19 protein-coding genes are annotated in these 18,072 nt (G+C 49.4%); 9 read left to right on the top strand and 10 right to left on the bottom strand.

What is annotated here, in order from left to right:
* Window positions 1-467 precede the first annotated feature (467 nt).
* The 9 genes from rplL to JKK62_RS01980 form a co-directional block, all read right to left on the bottom strand.
* Entirely contained in the window at window positions 468-848 is a 381-nt protein-coding gene (gene rplL / locus JKK62_RS02020; RefSeq protein WP_201426736.1) for a 50S ribosomal protein L7/L12, read from the bottom strand.
* 136 nt (window positions 849-984) lie between these two features.
* Window positions 985-1,614 (bottom strand): 50S ribosomal protein L10, encoded by a 630-nt coding sequence (rplJ, locus tag JKK62_RS02015; RefSeq protein WP_366502847.1) that lies wholly within the window; start codon window positions 1,612-1,614, stop codon window positions 985-987.
* 789 nt (window positions 1,615-2,403) lie between these two features.
* Window positions 2,404-3,099 carry a 50S ribosomal protein L1 gene (gene rplA, locus JKK62_RS02010; RefSeq protein WP_201426734.1) on the bottom strand — a complete coding sequence of 232 codons (696 nt, stop codon included), beginning with the start codon at window positions 3,097-3,099 and terminating at the stop codon, window positions 2,404-2,406.
* Window positions 3,100-3,273: 174 nt separating this feature from the next.
* Complete coding sequence (gene rplK, locus JKK62_RS02005) at window positions 3,274-3,699, bottom strand: 50S ribosomal protein L11 (protein WP_201426733.1); 426 nt, start codon at window positions 3,697-3,699, stop codon at window positions 3,274-3,276.
* 340 nt (window positions 3,700-4,039) lie between these two features.
* Window positions 4,040-4,567: a transcription termination/antitermination protein NusG gene (gene nusG, locus JKK62_RS02000; protein ID WP_201426732.1), complete on the bottom strand. Its 528-nt coding sequence runs from the start codon at window positions 4,565-4,567 to the stop codon at window positions 4,040-4,042.
* A gap of 20 nt (window positions 4,568-4,587) precedes the next feature.
* The gene (gene secE, locus JKK62_RS01995; RefSeq protein ID WP_201426731.1) at window positions 4,588-4,812 is read right to left on the bottom strand and encodes a preprotein translocase subunit SecE; all 225 of its coding nucleotides are present in this window, start codon (window positions 4,810-4,812) and stop codon (window positions 4,588-4,590) included.
* A 12-nt stretch (window positions 4,813-4,824) separates the two neighbouring features.
* Entirely contained in the window at window positions 4,825-4,974 is a 150-nt protein-coding gene (gene rpmG / locus JKK62_RS01990; RefSeq protein ID WP_201426730.1) for a 50S ribosomal protein L33, read from the bottom strand.
* Between the two features lie 540 nt (window positions 4,975-5,514).
* Window positions 5,515-5,925: a DUF3592 domain-containing protein gene (locus JKK62_RS01985; RefSeq protein WP_201426729.1), complete on the bottom strand. Its 411-nt coding sequence runs from the start codon at window positions 5,923-5,925 to the stop codon at window positions 5,515-5,517.
* Between the two features lie 35 nt (window positions 5,926-5,960).
* On the bottom strand, window positions 5,961-6,752 hold the full coding sequence (locus JKK62_RS01980) for a DUF7674 family protein (RefSeq protein ID WP_201426728.1): 792 nt from the start codon (window positions 6,750-6,752) through the stop codon (window positions 5,961-5,963).
* Between the two features lie 370 nt (window positions 6,753-7,122).
* Here JKK62_RS01980 and murI point away from each other — a divergent pair, with 370 nt between their 5' ends.
* The 6 genes from murI to JKK62_RS01950 all read left to right on the top strand — a co-directional run bounded on the left by murI (window position 7,123) and on the right by JKK62_RS01950 (window position 13,397).
* The gene (murI, locus tag JKK62_RS01975; RefSeq protein ID WP_201426727.1) at window positions 7,123-7,935 is read left to right on the top strand and encodes a glutamate racemase; all 813 of its coding nucleotides are present in this window, start codon (window positions 7,123-7,125) and stop codon (window positions 7,933-7,935) included.
* A gap of 69 nt (window positions 7,936-8,004) precedes the next feature.
* Window positions 8,005-8,427 carry a YwiB family protein gene (locus JKK62_RS01970; protein ID WP_201426726.1) on the top strand — a complete coding sequence of 141 codons (423 nt, stop codon included), beginning with the start codon at window positions 8,005-8,007 and terminating at the stop codon, window positions 8,425-8,427.
* A gap of 134 nt (window positions 8,428-8,561) precedes the next feature.
* Window positions 8,562-8,906, top strand: a complete 345-nt coding sequence (locus tag JKK62_RS01965; RefSeq protein WP_243411724.1) for an endonuclease domain-containing protein — start codon at window positions 8,562-8,564, stop codon at window positions 8,904-8,906.
* Between the two features lie 159 nt (window positions 8,907-9,065).
* Window positions 9,066-10,802, top strand: a complete 1,737-nt coding sequence (argS, locus tag JKK62_RS01960; protein WP_201426725.1) for an arginine--tRNA ligase — start codon at window positions 9,066-9,068, stop codon at window positions 10,800-10,802.
* A gap of 231 nt (window positions 10,803-11,033) precedes the next feature.
* A complete protein-coding gene (locus JKK62_RS01955; RefSeq protein WP_201426724.1) occupies window positions 11,034-11,813 on the top strand; it encodes a lysophospholipid acyltransferase family protein in 780 nt (259 codons plus the stop codon).
* A 216-nt stretch (window positions 11,814-12,029) separates the two neighbouring features.
* A complete protein-coding gene (locus JKK62_RS01950) occupies window positions 12,030-13,397 on the top strand; it encodes a sensor domain-containing diguanylate cyclase (RefSeq protein ID WP_201426723.1) in 1,368 nt (455 codons plus the stop codon).
* A 473-nt stretch (window positions 13,398-13,870) separates the two neighbouring features.
* On the opposite strand, the gene JKK62_RS01945 is transcribed toward JKK62_RS01950, so the two are convergent.
* Window positions 13,871-14,389, bottom strand: a complete 519-nt coding sequence (locus tag JKK62_RS01945; protein WP_201426722.1) for a hypothetical protein — start codon at window positions 14,387-14,389, stop codon at window positions 13,871-13,873.
* A 258-nt stretch (window positions 14,390-14,647) separates the two neighbouring features.
* On the opposite strand from JKK62_RS01945, the gene JKK62_RS01940 reads away from it, so the two are divergent.
* The 3 genes from JKK62_RS01940 to JKK62_RS01930 all read left to right on the top strand — a co-directional run bounded on the left by JKK62_RS01940 (window position 14,648) and on the right by JKK62_RS01930 (window position 18,062).
* A complete protein-coding gene (locus JKK62_RS01940; protein WP_201426721.1) occupies window positions 14,648-15,103 on the top strand; it encodes a hypothetical protein in 456 nt (151 codons plus the stop codon).
* A 444-nt stretch (window positions 15,104-15,547) separates the two neighbouring features.
* A complete protein-coding gene (locus JKK62_RS01935) occupies window positions 15,548-16,432 on the top strand; it encodes an AbiJ-NTD4 domain-containing protein (protein ID WP_201426720.1) in 885 nt (294 codons plus the stop codon).
* Window positions 16,419-18,062 (top strand): site-specific DNA-methyltransferase, encoded by a 1,644-nt coding sequence (locus JKK62_RS01930; RefSeq protein ID WP_201426719.1) that lies wholly within the window; start codon window positions 16,419-16,421, stop codon window positions 18,060-18,062. Before JKK62_RS01935 ends, JKK62_RS01930 begins: the two co-directional genes overlap by 14 nt.
* Window positions 18,063-18,072 lie beyond the last annotated feature (10 nt).

The following is an 18,072-nucleotide window of genomic DNA, read 5'->3' as shown; positions in this document are numbered from 1 at the left end:
GGTTGCCGTTCCTGCAAGGAAAAGGTGGCTCGGCGCAAGCCGAGTCGGATGAGGGGCAAACTTGTCCGAACCATCATCTTAACAAAGAGTGTGAGGCATTTTCTCGATCCTCGGTAAACATACAGTCTCACCGAATCCGGCATCAATAGGAAAGGTTGTCCCCTCATCCGTCTCCCGTTGGTCGACACCTTCCCCCCAAGGGGAAGGCTTTTTTGATTCCTCGCTACGTTACATTGACACAGAAAAAGGATGCGCGCATCCCGCACGCGCCCCCTCGGGGTACCCCCGTTGGGGGAATGTCTGCAAAGCGGACAAGGGGGGGAGCCGCTTCCGGCGAGGGGAAGGCTTTTACAATCCAAAACACGAAGTGTTTCCCACTATTCTTCATTCTTCAGTCTTCAATCTTCAGTTTTCAGTCAAACAAAAAAGGGGAGGAAAACTCCTCCCCTATCTGATGGATTGTCAAATTACTTGAGTTCAACCTCAGCGCCGGCAGCCTCGAGCTTCTCCTTGAGAGCCTCAGCGTCTTCCTTGGAAACGCCTTCCTTAACAGCCTTGGGAGCGCCGTCAACAACAGCCTTAGCTTCCTTCAGACCGAGACCGGTTGCCTCACGGACAGCCTTGATAACAGCGATCTTACCGGAGCCCGGGGACTTCAGGATAACGTCAAACTCAGTCTTCTCCTCAGCAGCAGCAGCGCCGTCGCCCGCACCGGGAGCAGCAACTGCAACAGCAGCAGCGGCGGATACGCCGAACTCATCCTCTACAGCGTGTACGAGATCTGCGAGCTCGAGAACTGTGAGGCCTTTTAATTCTTCAATAATAGCAGTAATCTTCTCAGATGCCATTTTTAAATTCCTCCAATTTTAATTAGTAATAGTTATCATTGATGAGAGAGTGCTATGATGCACAGCACCCCTCCGTCACGGACAAAGTCCGTGGACGCGTGCGTCTTTTTCCGACACACGGTAAAGTTAGCTGAAATTATTCAGCAGCAGGAGCCTCAGCCTCAGCGGGAGCCTCAGTTGCTTCCTCAGCAGGAGCGTCAGACGCGTCTGCCTCTGCGGGAGCCGCATCCTCAGCGGGTGCCTTCTTGGCGAGGCACTCCTCTACGCCGCCCTCGTCGACGATCGCCTGGATCGCGCGTGCGAAGGACGCGATGGGAGCCTGGAACGCACCGAGTACGTTCGCGAGCAGAACCTCTCTGGTCGGGAGCTTGGACAGGCTCTCGATGGTCGCCAGATCAACGACCTCGCCATCCAGATAACCACCCTTGATCTCAAAGGTCTTGCTCTTCTTTGCATAGTTCGCCAGAATACGAGCGGCAGCGGCGTAATCCTCGTCGCTGGTAGCCAGAGCGGTAGTACCCGCCAGAGTGGTCTGTAAGCCGGTCAGCTCAGCCTCTTCACATGCACGGGACAGCAGAGTGTTCTTGACGACACTGTACTGAACGCCCGCCTCACGCAGCTCCTTACGAAGCGCGGTATCGTCGGCAACGTTGATACCCTTGTAGTTAACGAGGACGCCGGTCACAGAATTCTTCAGACGTTCTGTCAGCTCAGCTACGATAGCCTGTTTCTGTTCTAAAACCTTAGCGCTTGGCAAAATTTTCACCTCCGTGATTATTGATGCACCGTAACCGTTTCATGAGCGGTTATCGGTGTTTTGCGCTCTTCACCAAAAGAAAATGAAGCGCGCTTCACGCAGTTCATAAAAACAGCCTCTCCCTTGCGAGGAGAGGCGGAAATATCATACGCTTATGATGTCACGCCTCGTTGCTCTTCGCTTCTCTTCAAATAACTCCGCTCAACCATCCCTCTTCGTTGACTGCGTCAACTTCGAGTGACCGTGTTCGCGTTCTTTATTTGAAGGCTCCGAGCCTCGGCGCTTCCGTTTTCCTCGACAGGCGGGTAAACCCATTATATCCTTCGTTCCATTGTCATTGCGAGGCTCGCAAGAGCCGTGGCAATCTCAACAAGAACCCGGACACCTGTTGTCTTTAGAACAGCGATATTTATATCGACTCATAACGAGTTGATACCATTTAAAGCCTCCCTTTTCTAAGGGAGGTGCCCCGAACCTTGTGAGGGGCGGAGGGTTGCCGCAGGGCGGCAGATACACAGCATCTAAAATGCGGTGTAATCAACCCTCAGTCGCAGGACAAGTGTGTCCGCGTCATAGCTCAAATGCGAAGCAAATCTCTGCTTACGTAGGGATGTTCTTCAGCCGGAGACGGCACCCCTCTGTCGCTTTGCGACACCTCCCCTTAGGGGAGATCACATTGGTCATCCGTGTGACAGAAACACTTCTCGCCTAACTAACGTTTTCGATTGATTCAACGCCCGTCATTCTGCGGACGAGCAATGCTCGTCCCTACGGGAACGTATCATATGAATCAAACGATTACGCGCCGAACTTGGTCGGGTTGATGCGCACGGACGGGCCCATGGTAGAGGTGATCGCGCAGCTCTTGATATACTGACCCTTTGCGGCAGCGGGCTTCGCCTTAACGATAGCACCCATGAGAGTCTCGAGGTTCTCCTGGAGCTTCTCGGTGCCGAAGGACGCCTTGCCGATCGGGCAGTGGATGATGTTGGTCTTGTCGAGACGATACTCGATCTTACCGGCTTTCGCTTCCTTGATCGCGCGAGCGATGTCGGGAGTGACGGTACCCGCCTTGGGGTTCGGCATCAAGCCGCGCGGACCGAGGATACGGCCCAGACGACCGACCAGACCCATGCAGTCGGGGGTGGTGATGAGTACATCGAAGTCCATCCAGTTTTCCTGCTGGATCTTCTGTGTCATGTCCTCAGCGCCTACATAATCAGCGCCTGCTTCCTGAGCGAGCTTCTCATTCTCGCCCTTGCAGATCGCGAGAACGCGGATCTTTTTACCGGTACCGTTGGGCAGTACGACTGCGCCGCGTACCTGCTGGTCAGCGTGACGGGAGTCAACGCCCAGCTTAACATGAAGCTCGATGGTCTCGTCAAACTTAGCGGTAGCTGTCTTGACGACAGTATCGACCGCCTCAGTGGTGTCATATAATTTTGCTCTGTCGATCAGCTTAGCCGCGTCGACATATTTCTTACCGTGTTTCATATTGAATCCTCCATATTTAGGTGGTCAAGCGGAGATCTCCTCCCACCCGGATGTAATTTAGTGATCAGTGTTCAGTGATCAGTGTACAGTAATAGAGTACCAAAACTCCGTAAAAATGATCGAAAATCAGTTGAGATTGCCACGGCATAAATGCCTCGCAATGACAATTTAATGTCAGTCGACGACCTCGATACCCATCGAACGAGCGGTACCCATGATCATAGAGGTAGCGGTGTCGATGTTAGCGGCGTTGAGGTCCTTCATCTTCGTCTCAGCGATCTTCGCGCACTGTTCCTTGGTGATCTTAGCGACCTTCTTCTTGTTGGGTTCGCCGGAAGCCTTGTCGATGTTGCAAGCCTTCTTGATCAGGACAGGCGCAGGCGGAGTCTTCGTGATAAATGTGAAAGAACGGTCTGCGTATACGGTGATGACGACGGGAATGATCATTCCGATGTCGTTCTTGGTGCGCTCGTTGAATTCCTTGGTAAAGGAAACGATGTTAACGCCGTGCTGACCCAGCGCGGGGCCGACAGGCGGAGCCGGAGTCGCTTTTCCGGCAGGAATCTGTAACTTGATCAATCCTGTTACTTTCTGTGCCATTATTATTTCCTCCTAAATTCGTGGTCAATGGCGGAGTCATGGATATTTGGCTCCTCCCACAAGGGACACAGTCCCTCATATATAAAGCGCGAGCTTTATAGCCAGTATTCAATAGCCTCCCTTTGGTAAAGGGAGGTGGGTCGGAACTTGTTCCGACTCGGAGGGATTGTATCGATCGCCGATTATCACGGCAACCTATTTATTCGGTGGTCGCTTAACGCGACATTTCTGCAATCCCTCAGTCACCGTTGGTGAAAGCCTCCTCGCCGGAAGCGGCTCCCCCTCTGTCGCTGCGCGACGTCTCCCCAACGGGGAGCACCTTTCCCAAAGGGAGCCAAAATTAATCTTCTAACTTCTCAGCTTGATTCAGCTCGAGTTCTACCGGCGTTTCTCTGCCGAACATCGAGATAGTGACCTTGACGTAGTTCTTGTCGGTGTCAAGCTCGTCTACGATACCGACGAAATCCTCCAGAGGACCGTCGATGATACGAACCTGATCGCCTACATCATAGGAGACCTCGACGACGCGGCTCTCAACGCCCATCTTATAAACCTCAGACTCAGTCAGCGGGACAGGCTTTGAGGACGGGCCGACAAATCCGGTACAGCCGCGGATATTGCGCACGACATACCATGTTTCATCGGTATAGACCATCTTGACAAAGACATAACCCGGAAAGAGCTTGCGCTCGACTTCCTTTGACGAGCCGTCGTCCTTGATCTCGGTGACGATCTCGGTAGGAACCTTGACGTCGGGGATCATATCCTGCAGTCCGCGGTTCTCAACGGTCGTCTGTAAGGTCGAGGCGACTTTATTCTCATAGCCTGAGTAGGTATGGATGACATACCACTTTGCATCTTCAGACATAGTGTTCTCCTAAGCTCAGCTTAATGGGTACCTGTCGCCATGACAAGGTTCAGAAGAGCGTACAGACCTCTGTCCAGTGCATAGATGAACAGACCGGCGATCAGGATCACGGTGATGACGATCAAGAAGTTCTTGGTCGTGGTTTTGGGTGTAGGCCAAGTGATCTTCTTCATCTCGCCGACGCAGGAACGGAAGAATGAGCCGATTCTGGAGAATACATTGGGTTTTTTCTTAGCTTCAGCCATAATAACCTCCGTTTACTTTGTTTCCCTGTGAAGAGTATGCTTCTTGCAGAATCTGCAATACTTGTTCATCTCTAATCTGTCAGGACTGTTCTTTTTGTTTTTCATGGTGTTGTAGTTGCGCTGTTTACATTCAGTGCAAGCCATTGTGATTTTTACTCTCATTTCGGCACCTCCCGTTATATTCGGAAATAGATTTACCGATCCTCACAACAAAATCGGTATAAGCCTCCCTCAAAAAGCTGAAATCACGCGGATTTCAAAGGGGCGCAAAAAAACAAGCCCCTATTCGAGGTAAATAACAGTATAGCACAACACTGTCAACTCGTCAAGGCTTGTTTAGAAAAAATATCCTATTTTTTCGGTTAACGGTTAATGGTGAACGGTTAACGGTTGTGGGAAAGCCTTTCGGCTTTTGGATTGGTAGTTTTTTGGTTAACGGTTAATGGTGAACGGTGAACGGTGAAGGGCGGACTCCGTCCGCACCTGATTTGTATAGTTTCCGGTAAAACACGATGACAAACAAACCGTCCGCACCGGATTTGTATGGATTCCGGTAAAACACGATGATAAACAAACCGTCCGCAATTCAAAAAGAGTTGCGGACGTTATAATTTACGGTCATTATATCAATCCAAAACGCGTCAGCGTTTCCCACCACCGTTAACCGTTAACCGTTAACCGTTAACCATTAACCGTTACCCGTTATCTATTAAATGCTGCGTAGAGGACAGCCAACAGGATCGGTGACAGAAGCATCAGGATCCCGACGAGGAGCAGGATATTGAAGAGCTTGTTGGAGGTGTAACGGTGCTCAAGCGCGACGCTCGGTTTTTTCGGATCATACCAGATGGGGCATTGATCGCCGACCTTGCTCGCGTGCGGGTTGATCGCCGTCGATTTGAGCTGATACTCTACCCCGTCCACCGTATAGGAATAGTACTTCATGGTCGGACGGGCGCCGTTGGAGCCGTATCGATCCGAAATGTGCGTCAGTACACCCTGTGTCTGAGCGGAACAGCGCTTGTTCTTGCGCTTGCCGATCGGCGCGACGATCACCAGAACAATGCCTAAGACAAACAGCGCGAAGCCTATCATAAAGAATACGCGTCCCATAGCGGTACCTCCGTGATTCGGTAGTCAACTCAGGCTCAGCGCTGCATACCCTCCAGCCGCTGTGCCATCGTCTTTTTCTTCTTCTTTTCCTTTTCGGGCTTAACGGTCTTGTTGCGGTATTTCTTTGCGAATTGGAACGCCTTTTTGAGGTCGTCGCCGAGGTATTCCTCGATCTTCGCCTCATCCTCTTCGGGGATACCGTTGAGGATCACGATGGTGATGATAGAGCGGGTGTCGGCATCGCCGTTGGTATACTGGGTGGTCAGGATGTTGCCGAGCTTCTTCAGCTCACCCGCCTTGCCCGTTTTGACCAGCTGATTGACGCGCGGCACGATGCTCGCTCTGGCGAAGGTGACGCCGCGGAACGGATAATAGCAATCCTGCTCGTCACGGATCTCGTCCTTCATATCGGGGAACAGCGTGAGAAAACGCTTAGAGAGGAACACAGGATCGGCGTTGCCGTCATCGTTCTTCTTGGTTTTCTTCGTCTGCTTCACTTTCTTGATGGCGCTCGGCGCGGAGATCGCGTCACAGAAGTCGTTCGCGATGGAGCTCGCTTCCTTCATGGTGTCGTGATCGGGATCGAACATCCACGTCGCGAGGGTCTTCCAGTTGTTATCGGGACCGTCGTCGGTCATCGCGCATTCGCGCAGCAGGGTATGCTGCTTATCCTTATAATAGATGACGGAATACGCCATGGTCTCGGAGGTATACAGCGATACCAGCTCGTTATCGTTATCGGAGGTGATCTTCTGGCGGGTAAAGCCCTGCGGCTTTAACGCCTCTTCCACCTTATCCGAAATATGTCCGAATGCCTGATCCAGCATAGTAATCATTCCTTTTTCATCATTCTGTAGGGGAGGGGCTTGCTCCTCCCGCAAAAAACCGGGCGTGAGCAGAACCTCCGCAATTATAGGTATTATACATGAAACAGCCGAATAATGCAAGCGAAATTTTGTTATTGCATGGGATGACGGTTTGTGGTATTATATATAATGTATAGATATGTGCAATCAGGAAGTGCACAAAGGCTCCCTTTCCTAAGGGAGCTGTCACCGGACACTTGTGTCACGGTGACTGAGGGTTGATACGTTACCGATATCAGGATCACCGCCATAAGCAGGATCCTTACACAGCAACCCTCCGGCACTTCGTGCCACCTCCCTTAGGAAAGGGAGGCTGAAATGAGGTAATCATATGAAGCAATCCCCCATCGGCGTTTTTGACTCGGGACTCGGCGGTCTGACCGCTGTGCGCGAGATACAACAGATCATGCCGCAGGAAGATATCGTCTACTTCGGCGACACGGGACGCGTGCCCTACGGCAGCAAGAGCCGTGAAGCCATCAGCAAATACGCGCTGCAGGACGCCCGTTTCCTCAAAAAGATGGGCGTCAAGATCCTTGTCGCCGCGTGCGGTACCGTCAGCTCGGTAGCGCCCGATCTCAGCGAGGAGCTGGGTCTCCCCTACACAGGCGTCGTCAACCCCACCTGCTTTACCGCGGCACGGGTCACCAGAAACGGCAAGATCGGCGTGATCGGCACCGCCGCCACCATCAACTCTCACAGCTACAAGCGCAGGATCACCGCAAAGCACCCGGAGTTCGAGGTGTTCGAGCAGCATTGTCAGCTCTTTGTCTCCTTTGTGGAGAACGGTCTGGTCGATCCCGACGACGAGCTGGTGCAGCTCATGGTGCGCCGCTACATGGCGCCCTTTAAGGAGAGCGGCGTCGATACCATGATCTTGGGCTGCACCCATTTTCCGCTGCTCGCGGACGCCATCCGTCAGGAGATGGGCGACGGCGTGACCCTGATCGACTCCGGCAAGGAGACCGCGATCTATACGCAGAAGATCCTGCGGGAAGCCGGTCTGCTGCGCGACGATGACCACAAGGGCGAATCGAACTACTATGTCAGCGATACGCCCGCGGACTTTGAGAAATACGCGGCGCTGTTCCTGAACAACAGCCCCCACAACCACGTAGAACACATCAACATCGAGGAATACTGATACCCCCTCGAATCAAACTTCCGCATCTGTCACGAATACCTGAAACCATTTTCATAAAGGAGTAGGAGGATGGAAGAAAGATATATCATCACCGTCATCGGCAAACAGACCGTCGACGGAGAATCGGACAAGATCGAGGTGTTCACCGCCGGCGATATGACCGTCGAGGACGGCAGGATCACGATCACCTACCCCGAATACCCCGAGGATCGCCCCGAGCTGAAAACCGAAACCACCGTCACGCTCGAAAACGGCGTTCTGTCGATCGACCGTCAGGGCGAGATGAGCAGTCATCTGATCTTGGAAAAAGGCAAGCGTCACGAATGTCTGTACAACACCCCGATGGGTCAGATGTTCATCGGCATCTTCACCGACGACATCAAGGTCGATCTGGACGAGCACGGCGGCGCGATCACCGCGGCGTATCAGCTCGATTTCAACCGCACCGTCGTAAGCTATAATGAATTCTATATTTCCGTGAAGGAAAAATAAATAGGCTCCCTTTGGGAAAGGGAGCTGCTGAGCATAGCGAAGCTGAGGGATTGTATGAATGGAGCGGATCGCTCCGCGACCAACCGAATCAGGTGCTTTACATGGATAGAATACACAACAAAGAGAATGTTCACTTGGCAAAAGAATTAAGAAAGAACATGACCAAGGAAGAAAAGCATCTGTGGTATGACTATTTAAAACCGTACAGACAATCCTTTGGGGTTGCTTTTACCAGACAAAAGGTACTGGATCGTTATATTGTCGATTTTTACTGTCCTCGTGCAAAGCTGGTGATCGAGCTCGACGGTTCTCAGCACTATACCGAAAGTGCGGAGAAATATGACGCTGATCGTACAATCTTTTTAAACAGTCTGGGTATTGAAGTTCTGCGATACAGCAACAGAGATATTCAAACCCGATTTCAAGATGTTTGCAATGATATCCATTTTCATGTATCTGCACGCATCAAAGCTCTATAAGAATAAGGTGGTCGCTTACGCGACATTAATACAATCCCTCAGTCACCGCAAGGGTGACAGCTCCCTTTCCCAAAGGGAGCCTTGGGTAACAACTGCGGGACGCATGCGTCCCCTTCCCCTCGAGGGGAAGGCAGAATCATACAGCAAAGGAAAGTGTATATGTCTAAAACTAACACCAATGTCACCGAAAACCTGAGAAAGCAGATCGAAGCCGCAGTTACCGCGGCGATGGAGCAGGGCGCTCTGCCCGCGGGCGAGATCCCGAGCTTCGTCATCGAAGAGCCCGCCGACCGCTCCCACGGCGATATCGCGACCAATGTGGCGATGGCAGGCGCGCGCGTATTCCGCATGGCGCCCGTCAAGGCGGCGCAGATCATTCTGGATCACATCGATCTCGAAAATTCTTTTATCGAAAAATGCGAGATTGCGGGACCCGGCTTCATCAACTTCTTTTTGAGCAAGCGCTATTTTGCTGCCGTACTCCGTGAGATCGAGAACGAGGGCGAGCGCTACGGCGAGAGCGACTACGGTCAGGGCAAGAAGGTCATGGTGGAGTTCGTTTCCGCCAACCCGACCGGCCCCATGCATCTCGGCAACGCCAGAGGCGGCGCGCTGGGCGACTGCCTTGCCGCCGTGCTGGACAAGGCGGGCTATCAGGCATACCGCGAGTTCTATGTCAACGACGCGGGCAACCAGATCGAGAAATTCGCCGCATCATTAGAAGCACGTTATATGCAGTTATTTGATGATAGCTTCGCTTTCCCCGAGGACGGCTATCAGGGCTCGGATATCATCGAGCGCGCCGAGCAGTTCAAAGAGAAATTCGGCGGCAGTCTGACGGCTGTCAGCAGTGAGGAACGCCGTAAGGCGCTGGTCGACTTCGCCCTGCCGCTCAACATCAAGCGGATGCAGGATGACATGGCGAAGTACAAGATCGACTTCGACAACTGGTTCATGGAAAGCACCCTGCACGAAAGCGGCTCTGTCGCCGAGGTCGTGAACACCCTTACCGAAAAGGGGCTGACCTATGAGAAGGACGGCGCGATCTGGTACAAGAACAAGGACATTTGCACCGAGATCCTGCTCAGTCAGGGCAAAAAGCAGGATTATATTGACAAATTAGAATTAAAAGACGATGTTTTGATCCGCTCCAACGGCAATCCCACCTACTTTGCCGCTGACATCGCCTATCACAAGAATAAATTCGACCGCGGCTTTGAGCAGCTGATCAACGTCTGGGGCGCCGACCACCACGGTCATGTCATGCGTCTCAAGGGCGCGATGAACGCCATCGGCTATGACGGCGACAAGCTCGATATCCTGCTCATGCAGTTGGTCAAGCTCGTCCGCGACGGACAGATCGTCACCATGAGTAAGCGTACCGGCAAAGCGATCCAGCTGCGCGATCTGCTCGACGAGGTTCCCGTAGACAGCGCGCGCTTCATCTTCAACACCCGTGAAGCCACCACCCAGATGGACTTTGACCTTGACCTCGCGATCCAGCAGGACAGCCAGAATCCCGTCTACTATGTCCAGTACGCCCACGCGCGTATCTGCTCGATCCTGCGCAATCTGGAGGCGGAGGGCGTATCCGCGCGCTCCTGCACCGACGAGGAACTGTGCCTGCTCGGCGCTCCCGAGGAAGTCGAGCTGATCCACCTGCTCTCAGCCTTTGACAGTGAGATCATCGCCGCCGCGCGCGACTATGACCCCACCAAGATCACCAAGTACGTCACCAACGTCGCGACCTACTTCCACAAGTTCTACAACGCCTGCCGCGTTAAATGTGACGACGAAAAGCTGATGCAGGCGCGTCTGAGCCTGTGCACCGCGACCAAGACCGTCATCAAAAACGTGCTGGATATGTTCAGCATCACCTGTCCCGACAGAATGTGATACTGATTTCTAATTAAACCCTTTAACATCTATTGCGTATAATTCCGTATAGATTCGTTGTTGTCCTTGATAGGCGCCAGCCTATCGGCGTCCTCCGCCTCGCTCTACGAAATTCTCCGCTAATATCTTGTTTAAGCGTTTTATCATAAATCAGTATAAAGGCGCGCCTTTTTAATTACTCTCCCCTACCCCACGCGATTTGTTACCCTGCAGTCAGAAAGAGAACCCGATATGAAGCTCGATTACATTTATTATAAGATCATCCGCGGCTTTGCGCGCGTCATGTTCCTTCCGCCCGCGAAAACGGTGTATGAGGAAGAGCCCGATGAACCCGCGGTATTCGTCTGCAACCATTCCGCGATCCGCGGACCCGTCATGATGACGCTCGACTTCAAGCCCAAGCATCAGTCATGGACGATCAGCTGTGCGCTGGACAGCAAGGAGGCGGTCAACTACGCCTACCATGATGTATTCTTCTCCAACGCCCGCAAATGCAAATGGTTCTGGCGATTTATGGCGCATATCATCGCCAAGGGACTGCCGCCCCTTCTGCGCTACTCGAACACCATCCCCGTCTATCACGACACGAGGATCATCCAGACGTTCAAGCAGAGCATCCGCGCGCTGACCGACGGCGACCATCTGGTGATCTTCGCCGAATCACCCAAGCGGTACTCGGAGTACATCAACGAGCTGCAGCCGGGCTTTGTCGATATCGCGCGCCTGTATTATCGCAAGAGCAAAAAGGCGCTCAAATTCTATCCCGTATATCTGGAGAAGAAAAACGCGATCATCTCCGTCGGCAAGCCGATCGCCTACGATCCGGAGCGTTCGCTCGATGATCAGCGCGATACGCTTGTCCACTACCTGCGCGACAACATCGACCGCCTCGGCAGAGCCCTGCCCGAGCACAAGCCCGTCAACTTCCTCCCGCCCCTCTGGTACACCGCCTACGGTCAGTACGAGGAAGACGCCGCCGGCTATTGGAAGATGATACAAGATAATGAATGAGATAAAAATGGCCACCCGGACAGGTGGTCATTCGTTTTATTGATCCTTTATTTGCAGGGCTGTCATACTCGACAAATAATACAGCAGTCCGCCCGCACAGCGGATCATCACAGTCTGAAAACCGATTTATTATTTTACGATTCAATTGATATTTTTATTGCAACGGCTCACTGTCGATGGTATACTAAAATCATCAACTCTGCAAGGGCGATGATCATGATGAAGAAAGATCGGGCTGACAACAAAAAACGCGTTTTCTCCGGCATATCCCTGCGCGGGCTGCTGGTCTTTATGACGGTCATCGCGATATTGATCGCGTTACTGATCACCTTTTCCGTTTTCCATCTGTCGTCGACCTTCAAGAATCTGAAAAACGCGGCGGAAGAATATATTTCGCTTGAAAAAGCCGCCAATGAGCTGATGGACGCTTCGGACTTCCTGACGGAAAACGCGCAGCGCTTCACCATCGACGGCGACAAGACCTATCTCAACGCGTATTTTACTGAGGCGTTTGAAACCAAACGGCGTGAGGCGGCGGTCGAGACCATGTCCAAGAATCCTGACTGCAAGGACGCGCTCGTCGATTTAAACGCGGCGCTGACCGACTCCAGAGAGCTGATGGATCGCGAATACTATTCTATGAAGCTCGTCGCCGAGGCAAAGGGCTACACCGACTGCCCGGACGTTGTGAATGAGGTCGAGCTGGATCCTGCCGACGCCGCTCTCTCCCCCGAAGACAAAATGCGCCGCGCGTCGGAAACGGTGCTCAGTGAAGCATACTATCAGAAGAAGGACGAGATCCGCGAAAACATGAAGAGCAGCGTCAGCGATATCGAGCTGCTGACCAAAAGCCGTGAACAGGCCGCGCAAAAGGAGCTGAGTATCAGCCTGCAGATCGTAGGACTGATCATCATCCTGCTGGCGATCGGCGAATGCGGACTGGTGTTTTTCGTGACAAAAATCGGCATTTCCCCTATGATGAACGCGGTCGCCCAAATCAAAGACACCGGCATGATCACCGAAAAAGGCGCGAACGAGTTCCGCACTCTGGCGCAGGAATACAACAAGATGTATGCCCAGTATAAAAACGGCGTCAACCAACTGAACTACGATTCCTCTCACGATCAGCTGACAAAGGTCTACAACCGCACCGGCTACGACCTGCTTTTATCCGGCATTGATATGCAGTCCACCTACCTGATCGTGCTGGACGTCGATGATTTTAAGAGCGTCAACGACAACTACGGACATGACATCGGCGATAAGGTACTGAAAAAGGTCGCCTCTACCCTGCTCGACCACTTCCGTTCGGATGATTATGTCTGCCGGATCGGCGGCGATGAATTCGTGGTGTTCATGGTACACGCCGAAAACCGGTTTGAGGAGCTGATCAAAAACAAGGTCGAGCATATCAACACCATGCTTGCCGACACCGCCGACGGTCTGCCTGCCGTTTCCGTCAGCGCGGGTGTTTCGCACGGTTCAAACGCCGCAGAGCCCTCCGAGCTGTTCAATCAGGCGGATAAGGCGATGTACATCACCAAAAGAAAAGGCAAAAAAGGATGCGCGTTCTACACAACATAAATCCAACAGGGTCGGATCAAAAGGATCGTTACTTTTGATCCGGCTTTTTTTGCAACGATTTTCGCTTCTGTCCCCAAAAGCACAAACGCTTTCTCTGCATCGTTCACCGCACGCGTTCGGCGATGACGCTCACGCCGCGGGACACGCGTTTCCGTTCCTCTCGGCTCAACTACATATGCACTGCACAAGAAAAAGGTACCACGCCGATGCGTGATACCTTTTTCTGGCGGAGGACAAGAGATTCGAGATAATCCAAATAGTCTGTCATTTTATTTCAGTTCGGTGCAAGAATCGCGTAATCAAGCCGTTTTCGCGGTATTATCATTTCATATCATTTCAGTTTATTTCACTTTTGCTCATAAAATTATGAGCAAATTATGAGCAAGAATATGATTAAGCACCAACAGTATTACACAATACACATAATTGAGCAAGAAACAGCCAACGCGTTTTGCGTTGGCTGTTTAGAACTATTAGAGAATTAGAGCGTATATTATAGCACTGATAGCTATTGCTATTATTCCAAGAATAATACAAGTCTTACCAACAGATTTTTCTTCATCATTTTCTTTTGACAACAGAATTGCACCGAGGATAAACCCAACAAGAGGAATTAGAAAACTAATGATGTATTGAAATGTATATGAACGCCCATTTTCTTTTTCTTCGTTGTTGTTTATTTCATCATTATCATCATTATAATAGTCAATTTGATAATACTTGCTTTTATCAAAAGCATAACCACAATAGCAACAACTATCATTAGAAAACGGGTTTACTCCTTCACATTTAGGACAAGTTATTTCTTTAGGAAGATGTGCTTGAATAAACGCGTTTTGTTCTTCCTTTTCTTCTTTTGCTTTAACTCTTATCATTTCCCTTATAACATTCATTTCTTCGGGAGTATACAAATCCTGTTGGCTTGACTCAATTAATTCTAAATCATCTTTAGAACATGATTTTAATTCTTCCATCAGTTTTGCTTTGTCCATTATTATCCCTCACTATCAAGCAGATAAAATACAGTAGTATACTAACACAGTCGATTATAAAAATCAAACCATATTTAAAAATTTTCAGGCTAATCTTTTGTTCTTCAATCCCACACTTGACCTTGTGGTCTTCTATATGTTAGGGCATAGCTAAACAAGCACGACGATAAACACCTATATTCATTCAGTGCAGCAGGCAAATGAAGATGCTTGTAATTGTATCGCAAATCTGCTTGAAGCAAGCTAAAAATTGAAATTATGAGCAAGACTATGAGCACGACGAGAGTTCGGATCTTTTTCCGCAAAGAAAAAGTCCCGAAAACGGCTAAAAAAAGCCATTTTCGAGACCTTCAGGGTTTGGCGGAGGACAAGAGATTCGCTCAGTTTGCGGTTCCCGAATCAGCCGTCGCAAGCCGTTGTTTGCTCGGCTTCTTCGACCCCTTCACCTCGTCGTCGTTGGCTGAACTCGATCGGCGTATCCGGTTGGTACGCCTGTACTCGTATCGCAACTCCTCCTCTCCCCAAAAAGCAGGCTTTTCGGGGACCCCATATTCTGTCGCAGTATCGTCCGCCGGACGCGCTCGGTCAAAACGCTCACGCCGCGCCAAACGCGGCTCTCGGCTCGAATCCATACCCACTGCACAAGAAAAAGGTACCACGCCGATGCGTGATACCTTTTTCTGGCGGAGGACAAGAGATTCGAAATACGCCTGAGACGTTTCACCTTGTTCCACCAAGCGTCAAAAAGTCAGGTTTTAAGCCATTTCTTCACATTCACCTTTCATCAGCTTTCACGGCATTTCACCAAAACAAAGGACACATAAAGGACACAGAAAGCTCAAGCAGCACAGCCGCCGTCACCCGACAGCGGCTGTTTTTTGTACCCTTTAAGTGTTCAAGAAGTCAATAAGTACTGTCACCCGTCGAAGAAGGTAATTCCCACAGGATCAACTTGCATCATAGAATACAATATAATAGAAACATACGCCATAATGTAAATGAAAAGAAAGCTCAAGCTCGAATAATACCGTCGTGTTTTGCTGATTGATGTTGAAAAGAGGCTTTTCATTTGGTATAATAATAATTGGATTGTTATACTAAATCATAATAACGGCATAATTATTGAAACATAAAGGTCACAAGGAAGAAGGTAAACAAATGAATTTTTCTGAAGAGTTTGGTTTTGCCCCAGCTAAAGAAATTCAAGTAACAGATCTCGATGCAAAGACCCGCAATAGGTTGTTCAATATATTTCATTCGTCAGTTGAAAGGACCGGACAATCAGGATATATATATGAATACTTATCTGATAAGCTTGGATATGTTATCGGATTTCGTGATTCTGACAAAGTTAAGAAACGTTTCCTAAACCAAACTGATGATTCGAATTGGTATGACGCTTATGATATTATCACGTTCTTCTTCGAGTTGATTTTCCACATGAATGAGTACCAGTTTTTAGAATATTATGGACGAGCTCCTTTTAACACAAAATATTCATTCCTTGAAAATGTCGAAAAACAGATTAATCAGGTATTAGAAGGTGAGAAGTCAGGATACAGAATGGTAAAGTATCGCTTGGTGGCGATAACAGGTGAAGAAGAAATTCAATCTATTAAAGATTCTTTATCTAATCCTTTTGGTGCAGTTAGTACACATATGCAAAAAGCACTGGAATTATATTCAGATAGAGATAATCCCGATTATGTTAACTCAATTAAAGAATCTATTTCGGCTGTAGAATCTATGTGCTGTGTGATTACCGGTGCAAAAGGAAAGCAAGCGACATTAGGGCAAACAATAAAGAAACTTGAAGAAAATGGAGTTACCATACATCCTTCGCAACAGAAAGCCTTTAGTGAGTTGTATGGTTTTACCAATGATGCGGGCGGAATAAGACACGGCAAAAAAGAGTATACAAACATACTATCTGAAGACGCTTTGTATATGCTGGTTACTTGTTCAGCATTCATAAACTATCTAAAAGTCAAATATGAACCATTATTATCAGGGACAGGAGCAGAAAACAATGCCGACGCTTGAATGGATAGGAAAAGATAAGGTGATCAACCACCACCAGAAGGTGCCGTTTATGGTGCTGGAGGAAAAGTATACATATAACGCCGAGAAGAGCGACAACATGATCATCCGCGGGGATAATCTGGAGGCGCTCAAGGCTTTGTTGCCGAAATACGAGGGCAGGATCAAATGTATTTATATCGATCCGCCGTATAACACCGGTAACGAGGGCTGGGTATATAACGATAATGTCAACGACCCGAAGATCAGGAAATGGTTAGGCGAAGTCGTCGGCAAAGAGGGCGAAGATCTCAGTCGTCACGATAAGTGGCTGTGTATGATGTATCCGCGCCTGAAGCTGCTTTATAAGCTGTTATCAAACGATGGCGCAATTTTTATTAGTTTGGATTACCATGAACAGCCTTTCTTAAGAATTATGTTAGACGAAATCTTCGGAGCAAACAACTTCGTTTCAGAGATAGCGTGCGTAAATAAACCATCTGGTCGTTCGGATGATAAGTATATCGCTACTGCACACGAAAGCATAATTATTTATCATAAAACTGATAATTTTGAAATGGGTGGTTTCCCTCCTGACGACAAGATAATAAAGCGATATACAAAGACAGATACAGATAGAAGATTGTATAGAGAGGAAGATCTTCGCAAGAGAGGTTCTCACGATGAACGAAAAGACAGACCTAATCTTTTTTACCCTTTTTTCTATCGTGAAGCTGATATGGATTTAATTATCGGAAATAATGAAGATGCTACTCCAGAAGGGTATATCAAAATTGTTCCAATGAAAAGCCAAAACCTTGAAGGAACATGGAGATGGGGACGAGAAACTGCTCAAGAATTAAAAAAATACATTCATCCCAGATATATGCCAAATAAAGAGCAATGGAGTATCTTTGAGTGGCAGTATTTAGATGAACGCGGTGATGTAAAACCGACTTCAGTATGGGACTATAAAGATGTTAATAGCGAGCGTGGAACAGAAGTATTTAGCAAGTATTTAGGATTCAAAAGTTCTGATTTCCCAAATCCTAAACCAGTAGGGACAATTGAAAGAATAATCCGAATAGCTACAGATAAAGACTCTATCATCCTTGACTCCTTTGCCGGTTCCGGTACAACTGCTCATGCGGTTCTGAATATGAACAAAGCTGACGGTGGCAATCGCAAGTTCATCCTCGTCGAGATGATGGATTATGCCGACAGTATCACTGCTGAGCGTGTGAAGCGTGTGATCGACGGTTACGGTGAGGGTAAGAATGCTGTTGAGGGTACCGGCGGCGACTTCACCTTCTATGATCTTGGACAAGCTCTCTTGTTGTCTGATGGCAATCTGAACGAAGATGTCGAAACGGGTAAGATTCGTGAATATATCTGGTACACCGAGACAAAAACGCCGTTTGCTCCTCCTGATACGGACAACCCGTATTATCTCGGCAAGCACAACGATACCGGATATTACTTCTACTACGAAAAAGAACGCTTGACAACTCTTAACCATGAGTATCTGGCGACCATAGCAGAAAAGGCAGAGAGTTACCTCATCTATGCCGACCTGTGCACGATCCCGGATGAAGAACTGAAACGCTACAATATCATTTTCAAAAAGATACCCAGAGATATCGCAAAGCTGTAAAAAGGAGAAA

The organism is Ruminococcus difficilis (assembly GCF_016680995.1).
Note: the sequence above shows the minus strand (reverse complement) of the source record. Positions and strands in the feature narration are given on the sequence as shown.